Annotated in this window: 15 protein-coding genes; all 15 read right to left on the bottom strand. The window is 52.1% G+C overall.

Going from position 1 to position 16,371, the window contains the following annotated elements:
* Positions 1 to 50: 50 nt before the first annotated feature.
* The 15 genes from J3P94_RS08890 to hisC all read right to left on the bottom strand — a co-directional run bounded on the left by J3P94_RS08890 (position 51) and on the right by hisC (position 16,361).
* The gene (locus tag J3P94_RS08890) at positions 51 to 677 is read right to left on the bottom strand and encodes an acetyltransferase (protein ID WP_434572744.1); all 627 of its coding nucleotides are present in this window, start codon (positions 675 to 677) and stop codon (positions 51 to 53) included.
* Entirely contained in the window at positions 674 to 1,270 is a 597-nt protein-coding gene (locus tag J3P94_RS08885; RefSeq protein ID WP_434572743.1) for a sugar transferase, read from the bottom strand. Before J3P94_RS08885 ends, J3P94_RS08890 begins: the two co-directional genes overlap by 4 nt.
* 44 nt (positions 1,271 to 1,314) lie before the next feature.
* Complete coding sequence (locus tag J3P94_RS08880; RefSeq protein ID WP_434572741.1) at positions 1,315 to 2,535, bottom strand: glycosyltransferase family 4 protein; 1,221 nt, start codon at positions 2,533 to 2,535, stop codon at positions 1,315 to 1,317.
* A gap of 5 nt (positions 2,536 to 2,540) precedes the next feature.
* On the bottom strand, positions 2,541 to 3,671 hold the full coding sequence (gene wecB / locus J3P94_RS08875) for a non-hydrolyzing UDP-N-acetylglucosamine 2-epimerase (RefSeq protein ID WP_434572739.1): 1,131 nt from the start codon (positions 3,669 to 3,671) through the stop codon (positions 2,541 to 2,543).
* A gap of 56 nt (positions 3,672 to 3,727) precedes the next feature.
* A complete protein-coding gene (gene wbjC, locus J3P94_RS08870) occupies positions 3,728 to 4,846 on the bottom strand; it encodes a UDP-2-acetamido-2,6-beta-L-arabino-hexul-4-ose reductase (protein WP_434572738.1) in 1,119 nt (372 codons plus the stop codon).
* Between the two features lie 4 nt (positions 4,847 to 4,850).
* The gene (locus tag J3P94_RS08865; protein WP_434574137.1) at positions 4,851 to 5,885 is read right to left on the bottom strand and encodes a polysaccharide biosynthesis protein; all 1,035 of its coding nucleotides are present in this window, start codon (positions 5,883 to 5,885) and stop codon (positions 4,851 to 4,853) included.
* Positions 5,886 to 5,887: 2 nt separating this feature from the next.
* Positions 5,888 to 7,090, bottom strand: coding sequence for a glycosyltransferase (locus J3P94_RS08860; RefSeq protein WP_434572737.1), 1,203 nt, complete (start codon positions 7,088 to 7,090; stop codon positions 5,888 to 5,890).
* A gap of 290 nt (positions 7,091 to 7,380) precedes the next feature.
* Entirely contained in the window at positions 7,381 to 8,805 is a 1,425-nt protein-coding gene (locus J3P94_RS08855; RefSeq protein WP_434572736.1) for a sugar transporter, read from the bottom strand.
* A gap of 539 nt (positions 8,806 to 9,344) precedes the next feature.
* Positions 9,345 to 9,578, bottom strand: coding sequence for a lipopolysaccharide assembly protein LapA domain-containing protein (locus J3P94_RS08850; protein WP_434572735.1), 234 nt, complete (start codon positions 9,576 to 9,578; stop codon positions 9,345 to 9,347).
* 27 nt (positions 9,579 to 9,605) lie between these two features.
* Positions 9,606 to 9,893, bottom strand: coding sequence for an integration host factor subunit beta (ihfB, locus tag J3P94_RS08845; RefSeq protein WP_434572733.1), 288 nt, complete (start codon positions 9,891 to 9,893; stop codon positions 9,606 to 9,608).
* A gap of 144 nt (positions 9,894 to 10,037) precedes the next feature.
* The gene (locus J3P94_RS08840) at positions 10,038 to 10,316 is read right to left on the bottom strand and encodes a hypothetical protein (protein ID WP_434572731.1); all 279 of its coding nucleotides are present in this window, start codon (positions 10,314 to 10,316) and stop codon (positions 10,038 to 10,040) included.
* Between the two features lie 202 nt (positions 10,317 to 10,518).
* Positions 10,519 to 12,207: a 30S ribosomal protein S1 gene (rpsA, locus tag J3P94_RS08835; protein WP_186704721.1), complete on the bottom strand. Its 1,689-nt coding sequence runs from the start codon at positions 12,205 to 12,207 to the stop codon at positions 10,519 to 10,521.
* A 119-nt stretch (positions 12,208 to 12,326) separates the two neighbouring features.
* Positions 12,327 to 13,016, bottom strand: coding sequence for a (d)CMP kinase (gene cmk / locus J3P94_RS08830; RefSeq protein WP_434572729.1), 690 nt, complete (start codon positions 13,014 to 13,016; stop codon positions 12,327 to 12,329).
* Positions 13,013 to 15,220 (bottom strand): bifunctional prephenate dehydrogenase/3-phosphoshikimate 1-carboxyvinyltransferase, encoded by a 2,208-nt coding sequence (locus tag J3P94_RS08825; protein ID WP_305501208.1) that lies wholly within the window; start codon positions 15,218 to 15,220, stop codon positions 13,013 to 13,015. Before J3P94_RS08825 ends, cmk begins: the two co-directional genes overlap by 4 nt.
* A 28-nt stretch (positions 15,221 to 15,248) precedes the next feature.
* Positions 15,249 to 16,361, bottom strand: a complete 1,113-nt coding sequence (hisC, locus tag J3P94_RS08820; protein WP_434572727.1) for a histidinol-phosphate transaminase — start codon at positions 16,359 to 16,361, stop codon at positions 15,249 to 15,251.
* Positions 16,362 to 16,371 lie beyond the last annotated feature (10 nt).

Here is a 16,371-nt window from a genome sequence, read left to right as displayed (position 1 = left end):
AAAAAACCGTCAAAAACTCGGACGCCAGTCAGTCCTTCCAGCCGGACGGATCAACCCCTAACGATTGCTCGAGCAGGGACCCCTACCACCGTCATATTATCAGAAATATCTCCGACCACTGCGGCTCCAGCTCCAACCATCACCTTGCTGCCGATACGGACATTTTGTTTGACGCAGGCTCCAATTCCGATCCAGCTTCCAGCACCTACACTTACCGCCCCTGCCAACCTAGCTCCGGGACTGATATGTACACATGAACCCAGGATGCAGTCATGATCAATACTGCAACCTGTATTCAGAATCGCACCGTCACTTACAGAGGCATAAGCATTAACCACCGCCGAGGCGAACACGACGCTTCCCGCTCCGATACTTGCATAGCGACTTACTGTCGCAGAGGGATGTACCAGCACAGGAAGCCGAGCGTCTAAGGACTTCAATACGTTTAACTTTTCTTGACGCACATCATTATTACCGATAGCAACCAACACCCCATCGAACTCTTCTATCCGCGCAAGTAATTCGAGGGTGCCTCCGAGCACCGTCCACTTACCAATGGTTGTAATGGCCGGCCAAGCATCGTCAAAGAATTCAATAGATCGCCATCCCATGCATTCGGCGGCATCAGCGACAACCTTTCCATGCCCGCTTGCACCGAGAATCGCGAGTCTGTTCATTTTTCTGAACCTTTGAATTTGCTCATTGTGACTTCCCCATCGGCGCTAATTCCCTCACGAACCAATACTTTTTTTACCGTGAGAAAAATTATCCGAAGATCTAGCCATACCGATTGATTATTCACATACCAAACATCGAGTTTAAATTTTTCGTCCCAAGATAACGCGTTCCGCCCGTTCACCTGAGCCCAACCAGTAACCCCCGGACGTACTTCATGCCTGCGGAACTGCTGATCATTGTATAGCGGTAAATATTCCATCAGCAGTGGCCGAGGACCGACCAAGCTCATATCTCCCCTGAGCACGTTCCAAAGTTCAGGTAGCTCATCCAAGCTGCTCGCCCGAAGAAACCTACCGAAATCTGTCATCCGCTCAGAGTCGGGTAGCGGATCGCCGTTGACATCCAACCCATCTCGCATGGTCCGAAACTTAACCATTTCAAAAGAAACACCACCTAGGCCCGGCCTTATTTGACGAAACAAAACCGGAGACCCTAAACGTTTTCGGATCATATATGCGACAATTGCGATTACAGGTGATAATAAAATCAGCCCGACCAGGGAAGCGACGATATCGAAAAGGCGTTTTAGCATAGGAAGTCCTTAAACCTAGGAAAGAAGGAACACAGCATTGGTAATCATTTCGAAAGACGGCTGAAATGTTCACCAAAACGTCCGACACCGACACGCAAGGACAACTTTTTTTGATAAAAATCTTTCCCTCTCTCTGCCATCTTGTTACGCTCCTCAGTTGAAAAATTCATCAGCGTAATAATAGCATCAGCCAAGGCTTGAGGATTATCTGACTCGCTAATAACGCCACAATTAGCGTCGCGCACAAGATCAGCGGCATCGCCATCTACAGCCATTATTATCGGTTTACCTGCCGCCATGTAGGCTTGAGTCTTCGAGGGAATAGTGATCGTAAATAAGGGGTCTTTCTTCAAGTGCACAAGCAATGCGTCAGCGCTGGCAAGATAAACACCAACTTCACGCATCGGAACAGCAGGAATAAAATATACATTATCCAAGCCACTGTCATTCTTTACAGCCTCAAGCCTCGAAGCTTCCACCCCACCCCCCAAGAATATAAATTCGACTTCATAACTAATTTTTTGCAGTAATTGCGCTGCGGAGATAACAGTGTCTAGTGACTGTGCCTTACCCATATTTCCGGCAAAAAGAACACAAAATTTTGAAGCGCTCGGAAAGTTATTCGGACGAGTGACGGATGCAACTTCCACCATATCCTCTGCGCACCAGTTGTATATAATATCTATTTTAGACTCAGGCACTCCCCGCTCAATCAAAAGACGCTTGAATCCCGGTGAAAGAACCACGATTTGATCTACGTGCCGGTAAACCCAGTCACACGCACGAGACACGATATTCAATAGTTTTCCGTTGGAAAACATCCCAGTGGCTCTAAGGGTATCGGGCCACATATCCTGTATATCATATACAACCGGAACACCACGAAAAAAACGAACGAGCGCCGCCGCAACACCCACGGTTAACGGTGGATGATAGGCATAGATAACATTTGGTTTTTTAGCAAAAAAAAGCCCATAGAATAAAACGCTAGCTGCAAAACTAATATAGTTCAATATACGGCCAATGCCGCTTTGTCCATGACTCGGATAAAGAGGCAGCCGGGTAATGTTTACGCCATCAATGACCTCGCGTTGCACTGCCTTTATCTTGTATCCCGGGTAGACCTTGCCGCCTGGATAGTTAGGAAACCCGGTAACAACCTCTACTTCGAAACCTTGCGCAACCAACTCCCGAGCGAAGACCAAGCCCTTGAACGTCGGTTCAGGATCAAACCATTGAGTCAACAGTAAAACACGAATAGCCATTCGTTTTAATACCTTCTCCAGACGGTACGCATGACATAATCGCGATAACTGTGAATGATTCGAACCACCTTCTCAGCTACGTTAGGCATCGCGTAGTCCGCAACCAGCCGTAACGTGCGCTCATTACCACGAGCTTGTCCATCCAGCACCTGCAGACCTTGAATTATGCGCTCGGCCTCGAGCCCCACCATCATCACAGCCGCCTCCTCCATACCTTCGGGACGCTCATGCGCTTCGCGAATATTCAACGCGGGAAAATTGAGAATGGAGGATTCTTCGTTGATCGTGCCGCTATCCGACAAAACAGCTTTCGAATCCAGCTGAAGTTTGTTGTAATCCTTGAATCCCAAAGGCTTAAGCAAACGAATGTTTGCATGAAACTTCACACCCATCGCATCCACGCGCTTTTGTGTGCGCGGGTGAGTCGATACGATGACAGGATAGCCATATTGCTCGGCCACCTTGTTGAGGGAATCGACCAACTTTCCAAAATTCTTATCGGAATCAATGTTCTCCTCTCGGTGGGCACTAACAACAAAAAACTTACCTTTCGCCAAACCTAGACGAGTAAGAACATCCGACGCTTCGATGCCCTCGCGGTAGTAATTCAGCACTTCAAACATCGGGCTACCGGTTTTGATTACCATATCCGGCGAAAGACCTTCACGTAACAGGTAGTCGCGTGCGATCGTGCTATAGGTCAGGTTGATATCTGCAGTGTGATCAACAATACGACGATTGATTTCTTCTGGCACGCGCATATCAAAACAGCGATTTCCGGCCTCCATATGGAACGTCGGTATCTTCCGACGCTTGGCGGGAATGACTGCCATACAACTATTTGTATCGCCCAACACCAATAACGCCTCGGGCTCGATCTCCGCCAACACACGATCTACGCCAATAATTACGTTGCCGATGGTTTCAGCGCCAGTGGAACCCGCCGCATTCAGGAAGTGATCCGGTTTCCGAATCCCCAAATCCTGGAAGAAAATCTCATTTAGCTCGTAATCGTAATTCTGCCCTGTATGGACCAAAATATGATCACAGTATTGATCCAGCGCAGCCATCACGCGCGATAGACGGATAATTTCCGGGCGGGTTCCCACTACAGTCACGACTTTAAGTTTATTCATCTTTTGCGCCACACTTTATAATCAGAATAATTTTATTACCACAGCCGAACCATTTCCTAAGCATCTTCGGCAATGGGTCGTACATAGGTATCTGGCAGCTCACGATTGAAAATCTCGTTAGCCCAGAGCATGACGATCATTTCATCTTCCCCTACGTTGGTAATATCATGAGTCCAACCAGGTACAGTTTCTACGATCTCAGGCTTATTGCCAGTTGTAAATAACTCGTAATATTCATCGGAAACGATGTGACGAAAGCGAAAACAAGCCTTACCCTTAATCACCAAAAATTTTTCAGTCTTGGAGTGGTGGTAATGCCCACCACGGGTAATCCCAGGATGAGCTGTGAAATATGAAAACTGCCCACTGTCCGCCGTTTTAAGCATTTCAACAAACACACCTCGATGATCTCCGTATTTCGGAACCTCGTAAGTAAAACGGTTTGGCGTCAGGTAGCTGACATAGGTAGAATAAAGAGCACGGACCAGCCCCGCCCCCACCGGCTCTGTAATAAGGTTATTACGACTATCACGAAACGCCTCCAATTGCTTTGCCAGCGCCCCCACACTTATAGCATATTGAGGTTCAACCGTAGCAAAAGGAGCGGCCGATAACTTCCCGTCCATAGCCTCAGTAAAGTGCTTAACCACATCATCTATATAAACAAGATTCACGATTGCATTTGGATCGTTAATCTGAATCGGCAATCCATTGACAATATTATGGCAGAATGTCGCAACGGCAGAATTGTAATTCGGACGCGCCCATTTGCCGAAGACATTTGGCAATCGAAAAATACAGACCTTTATTCCGTGCCTGTTAGCCAGCTCAATCAGAGCCACCTCGGCATTACGTTTGCTTGCGCCGTAAGCGTTATCTAGCTCTGCTTGACTGGATGATGTATAAAGTACTGGGATGGTACGCCCCGTCGCGCCAATAGCTTCACAGATAATCCGAGTGAGATCGGCATTACCTGTTTGAAACTCCTCAGGGTCCTGCGGTCGGTTTACGCCAGCCAAGTGAAATACAAAATCAACATCCGCTAGCAGACCAGGAAGTTGAGTGACATTATTCTCACGAGTAAAATGCACGATTTCAATGTCATTACGCTCATTCAGATGCGCAATGAGATTTTTAGCTACAAATCCTTTAGATCCAGTGATCAGAACTTTCACGCTATCACTCCTCGGGTGTAGCGTGCTCACCACGCTGGATCGCACGCATGAAATCAAGCTTCAATAGGAGCCGCTTCATTCCCTCTACGTCCAATCTTACCGTATTATGAGAATTGTAATCCTCGGCGTGTGAAATTTTCTCTTCACCCTCTTCGACAAATTTCGAATAATTTAGATCACGCAAGTCGGGTGGCACTCTAAAATAGTCACCGCGATCCTCTGCACAAGCCATTTCCTCACGGCTCAACAACGCCTCATAGAGTTTCTCACCATGGCGGGTACCGATGACTTGAATAGGATGATCGGGAAGATCGAGCAGTTGTGTCAGCGCCCTAGCAAGGATTTCCACCGTAGCAGCGGGCGCCTTCTGGACAAATAGATCACCGTTATTTCCATGCTCGAATGCGTATAATACAAGATCAACCGCATCAGCAAGCGTCATCATAAAGCGCGTCATATTCGGATCGGTAAGCGTAAGTGGTTTACCATCCCGAATCTGTTGAATAAATAAAGGAATAACTGATCCGCGCGAAGCCATTACATTGCCATACCGGGTACCGCAAATAACTGTCTTGTTATCGTCGGCACTGCGCGACTTGGCGACCATTACTTTTTCCATCATCGCCTTGGAAATACCCATGGCATTGATTGGATAAACAGCCTTGTCCGTACTAAGACACACAACCCGCTTGACGCCATTCAGTATGGCAGCCTCGAGTACGTTTTCGGTTCCGATTACGTTGGTTTTCACCGCCTCCATCGGATGAAACTCGCACGATGGAACTTGCTTTAACGCAGCCGCATGAAATATGTAATCTATTCCGCGAGTCGCATTTATGACGCTTTGATAATCGCGCACATCACCAATATAAAATTTTAGTTTTGAACTTGCATAGGATTTACGCATATCATCTTGTTTTTTTTCATCCCTGCTAAAAATCCGAATCTCTGCAATATCGGTATCCAAAAAACGCTTGAGTACGGCATTACCGAATGACCCAGTGCCACCGGTTATTAATAGTGTTTTTCCATTAAAAATGGTCACTTATGCATCTCCATAAAATTTACTATTTTTCGTCCGACAGCGGAGCTGGTCTTATTTTCCAAGACCCAAATTCTAGCACAGGCCGCTTTTTTGGACAAAATCTGCCGATCCATTGCACCAAAAGCCACCAATGCAGAGCTAATCCCCTCTGAAGACGGATCGTCTATGACATTTAGGTGCTCAAAATATTCCTCGGGAATCCCGTCGAGCCGCGTGGTGAGTATGGGTATTCCGCTTACCATGTATTCGAGTAATTTGGACGGAAACGAATAACGAGTATAACGCTCATGCGGGTTCCGATTCATAATCAAACCAGCCGCAGTAGCCTGGACACGCTCGACCTCTCGAGGGCTAAGGAAGCCCAGATATTTTATCGACGGATAGCGCTCTGACACTTCCGAAAGATACAACTCCAACTCACCGCGACCACACAACCAAAGCTCAAATTTAGTATTAGCCTTGATGAACCCCTCGACCAACTCTACTATGCCGTAGGCTTTACTTAATCCGCCTGCGTAAAAAATAAATTCTTTTGGTACGTCCGCTTCCACCGCAACGGAGGGCATCGCTACCGAGTTGGCAATACCTTCCAATACCAAGAATGGCTTGCCGGACCATTTGGCACTGTCCGTAACCATATATTTACTGGCCACGAAAACACCGGCGCCGCCGGATACAAATATATCAATAAGCCAGGAATCTATTTTTTTCAGTAACCTGGTTATCTTCCCTCTAGCCACCCCCATATCCATGAAGACTGGAAGATCAGGAATATACACAAAATATGGCAGACCCAATAACTTTGCGCCTATGTAGGCAGCCACCAGATTAGGCGTATGGGCTGCATAGACGCACACCCAATCGACGTTGGCTTTCCGCAGGCGAAACAAGTTGACACTTGATCCAAACAAGCGACTGAGCATTTTAATCAATGGAAAATTCACTAGCGGTATAACAACCCCGCCCCCCCAAGCGCCTTCCACTTTTGCCGCTGGGAAGCAAATCCTTTTGTTACGTGGGTATGTTGTCACAGCAATACTTGCAATTGTAGTAACAACATTACCATCAACGTGAAGCGCATCCAGAAACCGACCCTCAAGCTTATAGGCGGCTACTTGAGGATACGGGTCACCTTTCGAATATTTGTCAAAGTACTCATCTCCAACATAGAACCCCAACAAGACGATTTTTCTATTCATTTTGGCCTCTCGGAACCTAGACGGAGAACATACATAATAACCGACATGATCAGAGCCTATGCCTACTGAAGTCACGATTGACAGTGAGCAAGGAGCCATGGACTCTCGCTTTAACCATCATCGACTCTACGGAAATAACCGTCGACCAAGCCCTGACGTATTCGAGCACAACCATTTACTCAGTCCCTCCGAAGACATTTCACATCACTCTGCCGTCTTAAATAAAGAGAATCGTCCTAATATTTACCGCTCGCCTTACAACGCCGCAGCCGAAGCAGCTTGAGTTCTGTTCACAACGTGGTGGCGTTTAAAAATTCTCTCCATTTGACCCCCTTCCAAAATGAAACCAGGGAAACCATCGTGAAACCAGTCAACCATAAGATCGACCTCATCCACCAAATGTCTGTTTCTATAAACTGAACAATCACATTGAGGAGGTAGCCTGCAGAATAAGCAAAAAATGAGACCATAGCAGGCAGCGCAAAACTTTTATAAAAATCTAGCCGCTTTGACATGCTTCCGACGACTGCTATTAAATACAAGACCTGAGCCAGAAGAACCCCTAGAGATATGCCATAGAGCCCCCAAAGCACCCCACCAACCCAAGCAAAAAAGAACGACATTGCTGCACAGAACAATGAAAGATACGCCAGCAATCTCATTTTCCTGTGCACTTCAAGTCGTTTCTGGAAGTACACAGCTGCACTACTAATATAAACGCCAATAAATGCGAAGAAAATAACAGCGCGAGGTGCCCCTATTCCCTTGCCAGTTATCCTTTCAAAAAAATCCAAACCAACGAAATAGATAACCGACCAGAGCAACGAAAATGCCACAACCAGAAAACTGGACGAACTTTCTATTATCCCAATCGCAAATGTACCCGCCCTGAACTTATTAATAACAAAGGGATGAACCATCATTAGCAATGGCATGCTTAATAAACCAGCACCACCAATAAACAGATCTTTAAGTGACAAGTATGAATCGCCGTGCTCAATTTCATATAAGCCAATCAAAAGCCGATCAGATCCAGCCATGACCAACATACCTAACATCCACGGCGACAGGGCCGCGCCATAGGTATATATACGATGCAAGTCACCCCTGAATAGATAAGCATTCCAAAATGGTCCAGAAGGGGTGAGAAGACGTAGCGTGGAAAACAACATAAACGAAGCAGCGGCGGCGTACCCCACTGCCGACGCTAGTAATGCATACCTAAAATCAATTTTCCAAAACTGAAAAAAAATAATTATCCATCCAATTTGTAGAAACGCTTGCAGAAGCACTGCGATCAATTGTTGTTTAACCAGATAGATTCCTTGGCACACCGAAGACAGGAAGAAAAATACAATCTGACTAAAGCACAACGTCCAGACATATATGAATAAACTGCTCTCGTCGATAACAGCAACTGCAGTCGTTGCCGCCAGCAGGGAAGCAATTGGAGCGATCACCAGAACCACACCCAAACAGTTCACCAGAAATCTCGCCTTGTCCTCCACACCAGAATAATGATAAATAAATGAATTCCCAACCCAGCCGGAGCATAACTGAGCCGCCGTTAGTGCGCAAAAAATGCTAACGGAGTAGCTTACGTATTGACCCTCTGGGAAAAATTTATAAAGAAAAACAACAAAAAAAACACCCGCAACAGCTGGAACCATTTTCACCGGAATATAAAGCAGTAACTTTTTAAGGAACACATTCATAATATCTGGATTCCGCCTAGCTTTTGCGCCAACTTATATAAGTAGAGAAAACTACATTAATGATGCGCAAATCATTCCGATAATTTTCCCGCGCAGAGGATCGCATGTTTGCGAGTTCCAGGCAAGACGCTCTATTAGCGCCAAGTTGCCGGAACAGTAGACCTAAAATGTGAGAACCTAGGACACGTACTGCTGCGCATGCAAGAATCGCAGATTCTTGGGCGCGCAATCGTAACAGGATTTTAGCGCATTCACCGCCGAACACGCGTACTTGATGCCCAGATATCGGACCTACGTGCCAGAGACGGGGGTAGGTGAAAGGCACCAGGATGGAGATTTCGGGCGAAGTCTAGGGAATATTGCAACAAACGTGGACGTATCTGCCAGGTCCTGGTAGTGACGCTTCATAAGTGGCTATAGATGCACGGTTGACGATTTTATCTTCATGCTTGATATCAAAGCGCCATCCATAGTGATTAACTTCGCTCCCATGTTTTCTCGACCAGGAAATACGCGGATCGAATGGTACTCACCTGAATCTACACTCGACGCCGCTTCCTTTCGATACGCCCATAAAGAAATGTACACAATGGCCCCAACAACATTCCAATCAAGAAAGCAGAAATCACTACAACAGACAATGGCAGGTGCAGAAGAGAAAAGCCCAAGAAGCTCAAGGTTATGCCTTGTAGGTTTTCTAGTACAAACGTAGCAATGATCAAGACCAATACCAGAAAAAACACCACAACTGCTGCATTTATAAGGCTACGCATACTGACTCCTGATCCATATCAAACTTTTCAGTCCTCCTCCTCATTCACCCGATCCCTAAGCTCCTTCCCGGGCTTGAAGTGCGGAACAAACTTCCCATCCAGGCTAACCGACTGCCCGGTCTTGGGATTGCGCCCCACCCGCGGCGCGCGGTAATGCAGGGAAAAGCTGCCAAACCCGCGAATCTCAATCCGGTCCCCGGTCGCGAGGCATTGGGACATCTGTTCAAGCATGGTCTTGATGGCCAGCTCCACATCCTTGGACGAGAGCAACCCTTGATGGGTGACAATTCGTTCGATCAACTCCGACTTCGTCATGTTTTTCCCTTCTTTTTCAAGCAGCTAGGAAAATCGCTTCGAAGGTTTTAGCATGCCCGGAAGAATTTGAACAGCCCGGCTATTGACATATCTTCTGTACGTCGTAGGCGCCCTTTTTCGTGCAGAGCAAAGAGAATCTGTAAATCAGCGACACATGACCAACATGGTACGGGTCACATAACCTGCCGGGTTGAAGCCAAAGGGGTATTGATCTTGGTCTTTTGCGTCGTCAGACCGGGTTATCACCTTGTAACCCGCGCCTTTGCACTCCTTGGCGGCCCGCTTCTCGCACTTCTCCCATCCGGAGCCCAACCCAGAGCAATCGATCTCGATGCCGCTGACACCGCGCACTGCGTGGGTCTTGGCGCTGGTAGCACAACCCGCCAGTATCAAAGCCATCGCGACCAATAAGAGCTTGTTCATTCAGATCCTTAGACAGGTCGACAGAGCACTTCCCAGGATATATTTGATTTACTTCATAAAAGAGACAGCGTGACGGGTCGGTTGGTTTCGCTATGCCTCGAAAGATCGTAGCGTTGAGCCACCCATGACGCTTAGCTGTGGAGAAATCGCAGGCACAAAAAAGGGCGACCGAAGTCGCCCTTTTTCTATGGTCTGACAGAACTCAGTTCTGCTTTTCCATCTGTGCACGCAGCAGGTCGCCCAGAGTGGTAGGACCAGGAGCATCAGTAGCTGGCTTCTCGCGCAGGCTCTGGATTGCTTCTTTCTCTTCAGCATCGTCTTTCGACTTGATGGAGAGCTGGATTACGCGGCTCTTGCGGTCAACGCTGATGATCTTGGCTTCTACTTCTTCGCCTTCTTTCAGAACGTTACGCGCGTCTTCAACGCGGTCACGGCTGATTTCGGAGGCTTTCAGAGTCGCTTCGATATCGTCGGCCAGGGTGATGATGGCGCCTTTGGCGTCAACTTCTTTCACGATGCCCTTAACGATTGCGCCTTTGTCGTTCTCTTGAACGTACTCGGAGAACGGATCGCTTTCCAGTTGCTTGATACCCAGGGAGATGCGCTCGCGCTCTGGGTCAACCGACAGGATAACGGTGTCCAGCTCGTCGCCCTTCTTGAAGCGGCGTACAGCTTCTTCGCCCACTTCGTTCCAGGAGATGTCGGACAGGTGAACCAGGCCGTCGATGCCGCCGTCCAGACCAATGAAGATACCGAAATCGGTGATCGACTTGATGGTGCCGGAGATTTTATCGCCCTTGTTGAACTGGCCAGAGAAGTCTTCCCATGGGTTGGACTTGCACTGCTTGATGCCGAGGGAGATACGACGACGCTCTTCGTCGATGTCCAGAACCATGACTTCCACTTCGTCGCCGACTTGTACGACTTTCGAAGGGTGGATGTTCTTGTTGGTCCAGTCCATTTCGGAAACGTGTACCAGGCCTTCAACGCCTTCTTCCAGCTCAGCGAAGCAGCCGTAGTCGGTGAGGTTGGTAACACGAGCGGTAACGCGAGTGCCTTCTGGGTAACGGGCTTTGATAGCGACCCATGGATCTTCACCCAGTTGCTTGAGGCCCAGGGAAACACGATTGCGCTCGCGATCGTACTTCAGAACCTTGACATCGATCTCGTCGCCAACGTTGACGATTTCCGAAGGATGCTTGATACGCTTCCAGGCCATGTCGGTGATGTGCAGCAGGCCATCGACGCCACCCAGATCGACGAATGCGCCGTAATCGGTGAGGTTCTTGACGATACCCTTGACCTGCTGGCCTTCCTGCAGCGATTCCAGCAGAGCTTCACGCTCGGCGGAGTTCTCGGCTTCCAGGACACTGCGACGGGAAACGACAACGTTGTTGCGCTTCTGGTCCAGCTTGATGACCTTGAATTCCAGCTCTTTGCCTTCCAGGTGCGTGGTGTCGCGCACTGGACGGACGTCAACCAGGGAACCTGGCAGGAACGCACGGATGCCGTTAACGTCGACAGTGAAGCCGCCTTTAACCTTACCGTTGATAACGCCCTTGACCACTTCCTCAGCTGCGAAGGCCGCTTCCAGAACGATCCAGCATTCAGCACGCTTGGCTTTTTCACGGGACAGCTTGGTTTCACCAAAGCCATCTTCAACCGAGTCCAGCGCAACGTGGACTTCGTCACCGACGTTGATGTTCAGTTCGCCAGCGTCGTTGTAGAACTGCTCAAGCGGGATCAGCGCTTCAGACTTCAGACCAGCGTGAACGGTTACCCAGCGAGCCTGGTAATCGATATCAACGATAACGCCGGTGATGATGGAGCCTGCCTGAAGGTTCAGGGTTTTCAAGCTTTCTTCAAAGAGTTCCGCAAAGCTTTCGCTCATTTTAATTCCTGTTGATTAGGGCGAAGTAAACGCCCATCTCCACACCCCAGACGATGTGGGTTAGTTTCATATAAAAGAAGCGCCGCAGGACTATGACTGGTCCCCTGCGGAGCTTCCTGTCACCCGGCGATATCGCGAAGCGCGATCTCGCTCATGATGCGTTGCAACACCTGATCAATGGACAACTCCGTGGAATCCAGCTGAATCGCATCGGCCGCCGGCTTTAGCGGGGCTACTGCGCGCTGGGTATCACGCTCGTCGCGTGCACGGATCTCATCTAGCAGACTCGACAGACTAACATCCTCGCCTTTGCCCTTCAACTGCAAATATCGGCGGCGAGCCCGCTCCTCCGCGCTGGCGGTGAGGAATATCTTCAGCGGCGCATCCGGAAATACCACCGTGCCCATGTCGCGGCCATCGGCCACCAGTCCCGGCGGCTCCTGGAACGCCCGTTGACGCTGCAGCAGCGCTTCGCGCACCGCCGGCAGCGCGGCGACCTGGGACGCCCCGGCGCCAACGCTTTCGGTACGGATGACGTCGCTGACCTCGTCACCTTCCAGGATGATGCGCTGCAACTGGCCATCGGTGGCGGCGATGAACTGCACGTCCAGATGGGCGGCCAGGGCCTTGAGCAGCTCCTCGTTGGTCAAGTCGACGCCATGGTTCTTGGCGGCGAAGGCCAGCAAGCGATAGAGGGCTCCGGAATCGAGCAGATTCCAGCCCAGTTGCTTGGCCAGCATGCCGGCGATGGTGCCCTTGCCCGAGCCGCTTGGGCCATCGATGGTGATGACCGGTGCCTTGATGTTCACGACTGTGCCTCTTGTGCTACTCGAATACCGACCTGCGCGCACAACGCCAGGAAGTTCGGGAAAGACGTGGCGACGTTTGCGCAGTCATGGATGCGGATCGGCGCGCTGGCGCGCAGGGACGCAACACTGAAGGCCATGGCGATGCGGTGATCACCGTGACCATGGACTTCGCCACCGCCAATCTGGCCACCATCAATGATGATGCCGTCCGGTGTCGGTTCGCATTTGACGCCAAGGGCCAGCAGGCCGTCGGCCATCACCTGAATGCGATCCGACTCCTTGACCCGCAGCTCTTCGGCGCCGGTCAGCACTGTGCGGCCTTCTGCGCACGCCGCCGCCACGAACAGCACCGGGAACTCGTCGATCGCCAGGGGAACCAGCGCCTCGGGAATCTCGATGCCTTTGAGTTTAGCCGCTCTTACGTGTAAGTCTGCAACGGGCTCGCCACCCACTTCACGCTGGTTTTCCAGGGTGATGTCGGCGCCCATCAGGCGCAGGATGTCGATCACGCCGGTACGGGTCGGGTTGATCCCGACGTGTTCGAGTACCAGATCGGAGCCTTCGGCGATCGACGCGGCCACGAGGAAGAACGCCGACGAGGAAATATCGCCCGGCACTTCGATGTGGGTCGCGGTCAGCTTGCTGCCCGATTCGACAGACGCGGTAGCGCCGTCAACGCTGACCGGATAACCGAAACCACGCAACATGCGCTCGGTGTGGTCGCGGGTCGGCGCCGGCTCGGTGACGGTGGTCTTGCCTTCGGCATACAGGCCGGCCAGCAGCAGGCAGGACTTCACCTGGGCGCTGGCCATCGGCATGGTGTAGGTCAGGCCCTTGAGCTTGTTGCCGCCGCGAATGGTCATCGGCGGGCGACCGTCAGCGGCGGTCTCGATCACCGCACCCATTTCCCGCAGCGGGTTGGCGACGCGGTTCATCGGACGCTTGGACAGCGAGGCATCACCGGTCAGGGTACTGTCGAAGTCCTGGGCGGCCAGCAGGCCGGACAACAGGCGCATCGACGTGCCGGAGTTGCCCAGGTAGATCGGGCCCGGAGCGGGCTTCAGACCGTGCAGGCCAACACCATGGATGGTTACGCGGCCGTGGTGTGGCCCCTCGATGACCACGCCCATGTCGCGGAACGCTTGCAGCGTTGCCAGGGCGTCTTCGCCCTCGAGGAAACCTTCCACCTCGGTCACGCCCTCAGCCAGGGAGCCGAGCATGATCGAGCGGTGGGAAATCGATTTATCGCCCGGTACACGAATCCGCCCACTCAGGGAGCCACCAGGTTGTGCCAGGAAAATCAGATCGTTGGAGTTCATAGCGTCCACATAGGCCCGACGGGCCAGGATTTTACTGAAATGCTCGCGGGCCACCCTGGCGCGCGTGAAAACGCCCAGCAATTGGTGCCCGTCCCCTGCATCGACCGCGTCGCGCAAGGCGTCGAGGTCGCTGCGAAATGTATCGAGTGTGCGCAGGACAGCTTCGCGGTTGGCGAGGAAGATGTCGTGCCACATGACCGGGTCGCTACCCGCGATTCTCGTGAAATCGCGGAAACCGCCGGCAGCGTAACGGAAGATCTCAAGATTTTCATTGCGTTTGGCCAATGAATCCACCAGACCGAACGCCAACAAGTGCGGCAAATGGCTGGTAGCGGCCAATACTTCGTCGTGTCGCTCGACCTGCATGTGCTCGACATCGGCCCCCAGCTCGCGCCACAGACGGTCCACCACCGACAATGCCGCGGGATCGGTCTGGTCCAGCGGCGTCAAAATGACCTTATGACGACGGAACAGCTCGGCGTTGGATGCCTCTACCCCGCTCTGCTCGGAGCCGGCAATCGGATGACCGGGCACGAAGCGCGCCGGCATGCCGCCGAACGCCTCGGTCGCCGCCCGCACGACATTGCCCTTGGCGCTGCCGACATCGGTGAGAATCGCTTGCCCGAGGTCCATGCCGGCCAACCGGGCCAACAGTTTCTCCATAGCCAGGATCGGCACCGCCAGCTGGATCACGTCAGCCCCTTGGCAGGCGACCAGCAGGTCATCCTCGCAGCGATCCACCACGCCCAGCTCGACGGCGAGCCTGCGCGATTGCGGATCGAGGTCGACCCCCACGACTTCCCGGCACAGCCCGCTTTCACGCAGGCCCTTGGCGAACGAACCGCCGATCAACCCCAGGCCGACCACCACCAGGCGACCGATCATAGGGGTCGCAGGTTGCAGCGAGGTGACATCAACCACGGGCCAGGACCTTGCTCAGCGCCTCCAGGAAACGGCTGTTTTCCGCCGGCAGGCCGACGGTGACCCGCAGGTGATTCGGCATGCCGTAATTGGCCACCGGACGGACGATCACGCCTTCGCGCAGCAAGCCCTGGAACACCGGCGCCGCGACGCAGCCCACGTCGACACAAATGAAATTGCCCTTAGAAGGAATCCAGCTCAGCCCCAGCTCACGGAAGCCGGCTTCCAACTGCTGCATACCGGCCTCGTTCAAGCGGCGGCTTTCGGCCAGGTAGGCCTCGTCCTGCAAGGCGGCGCAGGCGGCGGCCAGGGCGAAGCTGTTGACGTTGAACGGTTGGCGCACGCGGTTCAGCACATCGGCCACCACTGCGGTGGAGAGGCCGTAACCGACCCGCAGCGACGCCAAGCCATAGGCCTTGGAGAACGTGCGCGACACCAGCAGGTTCGGGTACGCGGCGAGGAAGTCCAGGCCGTCGGGCAGGTCGCTGCCCTCGGCGTACTCGATGTAGGCCTCGTCCAGCACCACCAGCACGTGCTCGGGCACGTCCTGCAGGAAGTCGTCCAGGGCCTGGGCATCGAACCAGGTGCCGGTCGGATTGTTCGGGTTGGCGATGAAGACCACGCGGGTATTGGCGTCGATGGCGGCCAGCATGGCCGGCAGATCGTGCCCCCAATCCTTGGCCGGAACCACATGGGCATCGGCACCAACGGCTTGGGTGGCAATCGGATAGACCGCAAACGCATGCTCGCTGAACACAGCATTCAGGCCCGGCGCCAGATAGGCACGAGCGACCAATTCGAGAATGTCGTTGGAGCCGTTACCCAGGGTCACCTGGCTCAGCTCGACGCCGCAGCGCTCGGCCAGCAGGCTTTTCAAGGCAAAGCCATTACCGTCGGGGTAGCGGGTCAGATCGGCCAGTTCATCGCGGATCGCCGCCAATGCCTTGGGGCTCGCGCCCAGCGGGTTTTCGTTGCTCGCCAACTTGACGATGCTGGCCGGATCCAGATCCAGCTCGCGAGCCAGTTCGTCCACAGGCTTGCCTGGAACGTAAGGCGAAAGTTGTTGCACGCCTGGCTGCGCCAGTGCGAGGAAGTTGCCACTCATTGCTATCCGC

It is taken from the genome of Pseudomonas sp. Z3-8, assembly GCF_051131975.1.
GTDB lineage: Bacteria > Pseudomonadota > Gammaproteobacteria > Pseudomonadales > Pseudomonadaceae > Aquipseudomonas.
Note: the sequence above shows the minus strand (reverse complement) of the source record. Positions and strands in the feature narration are given on the sequence as shown.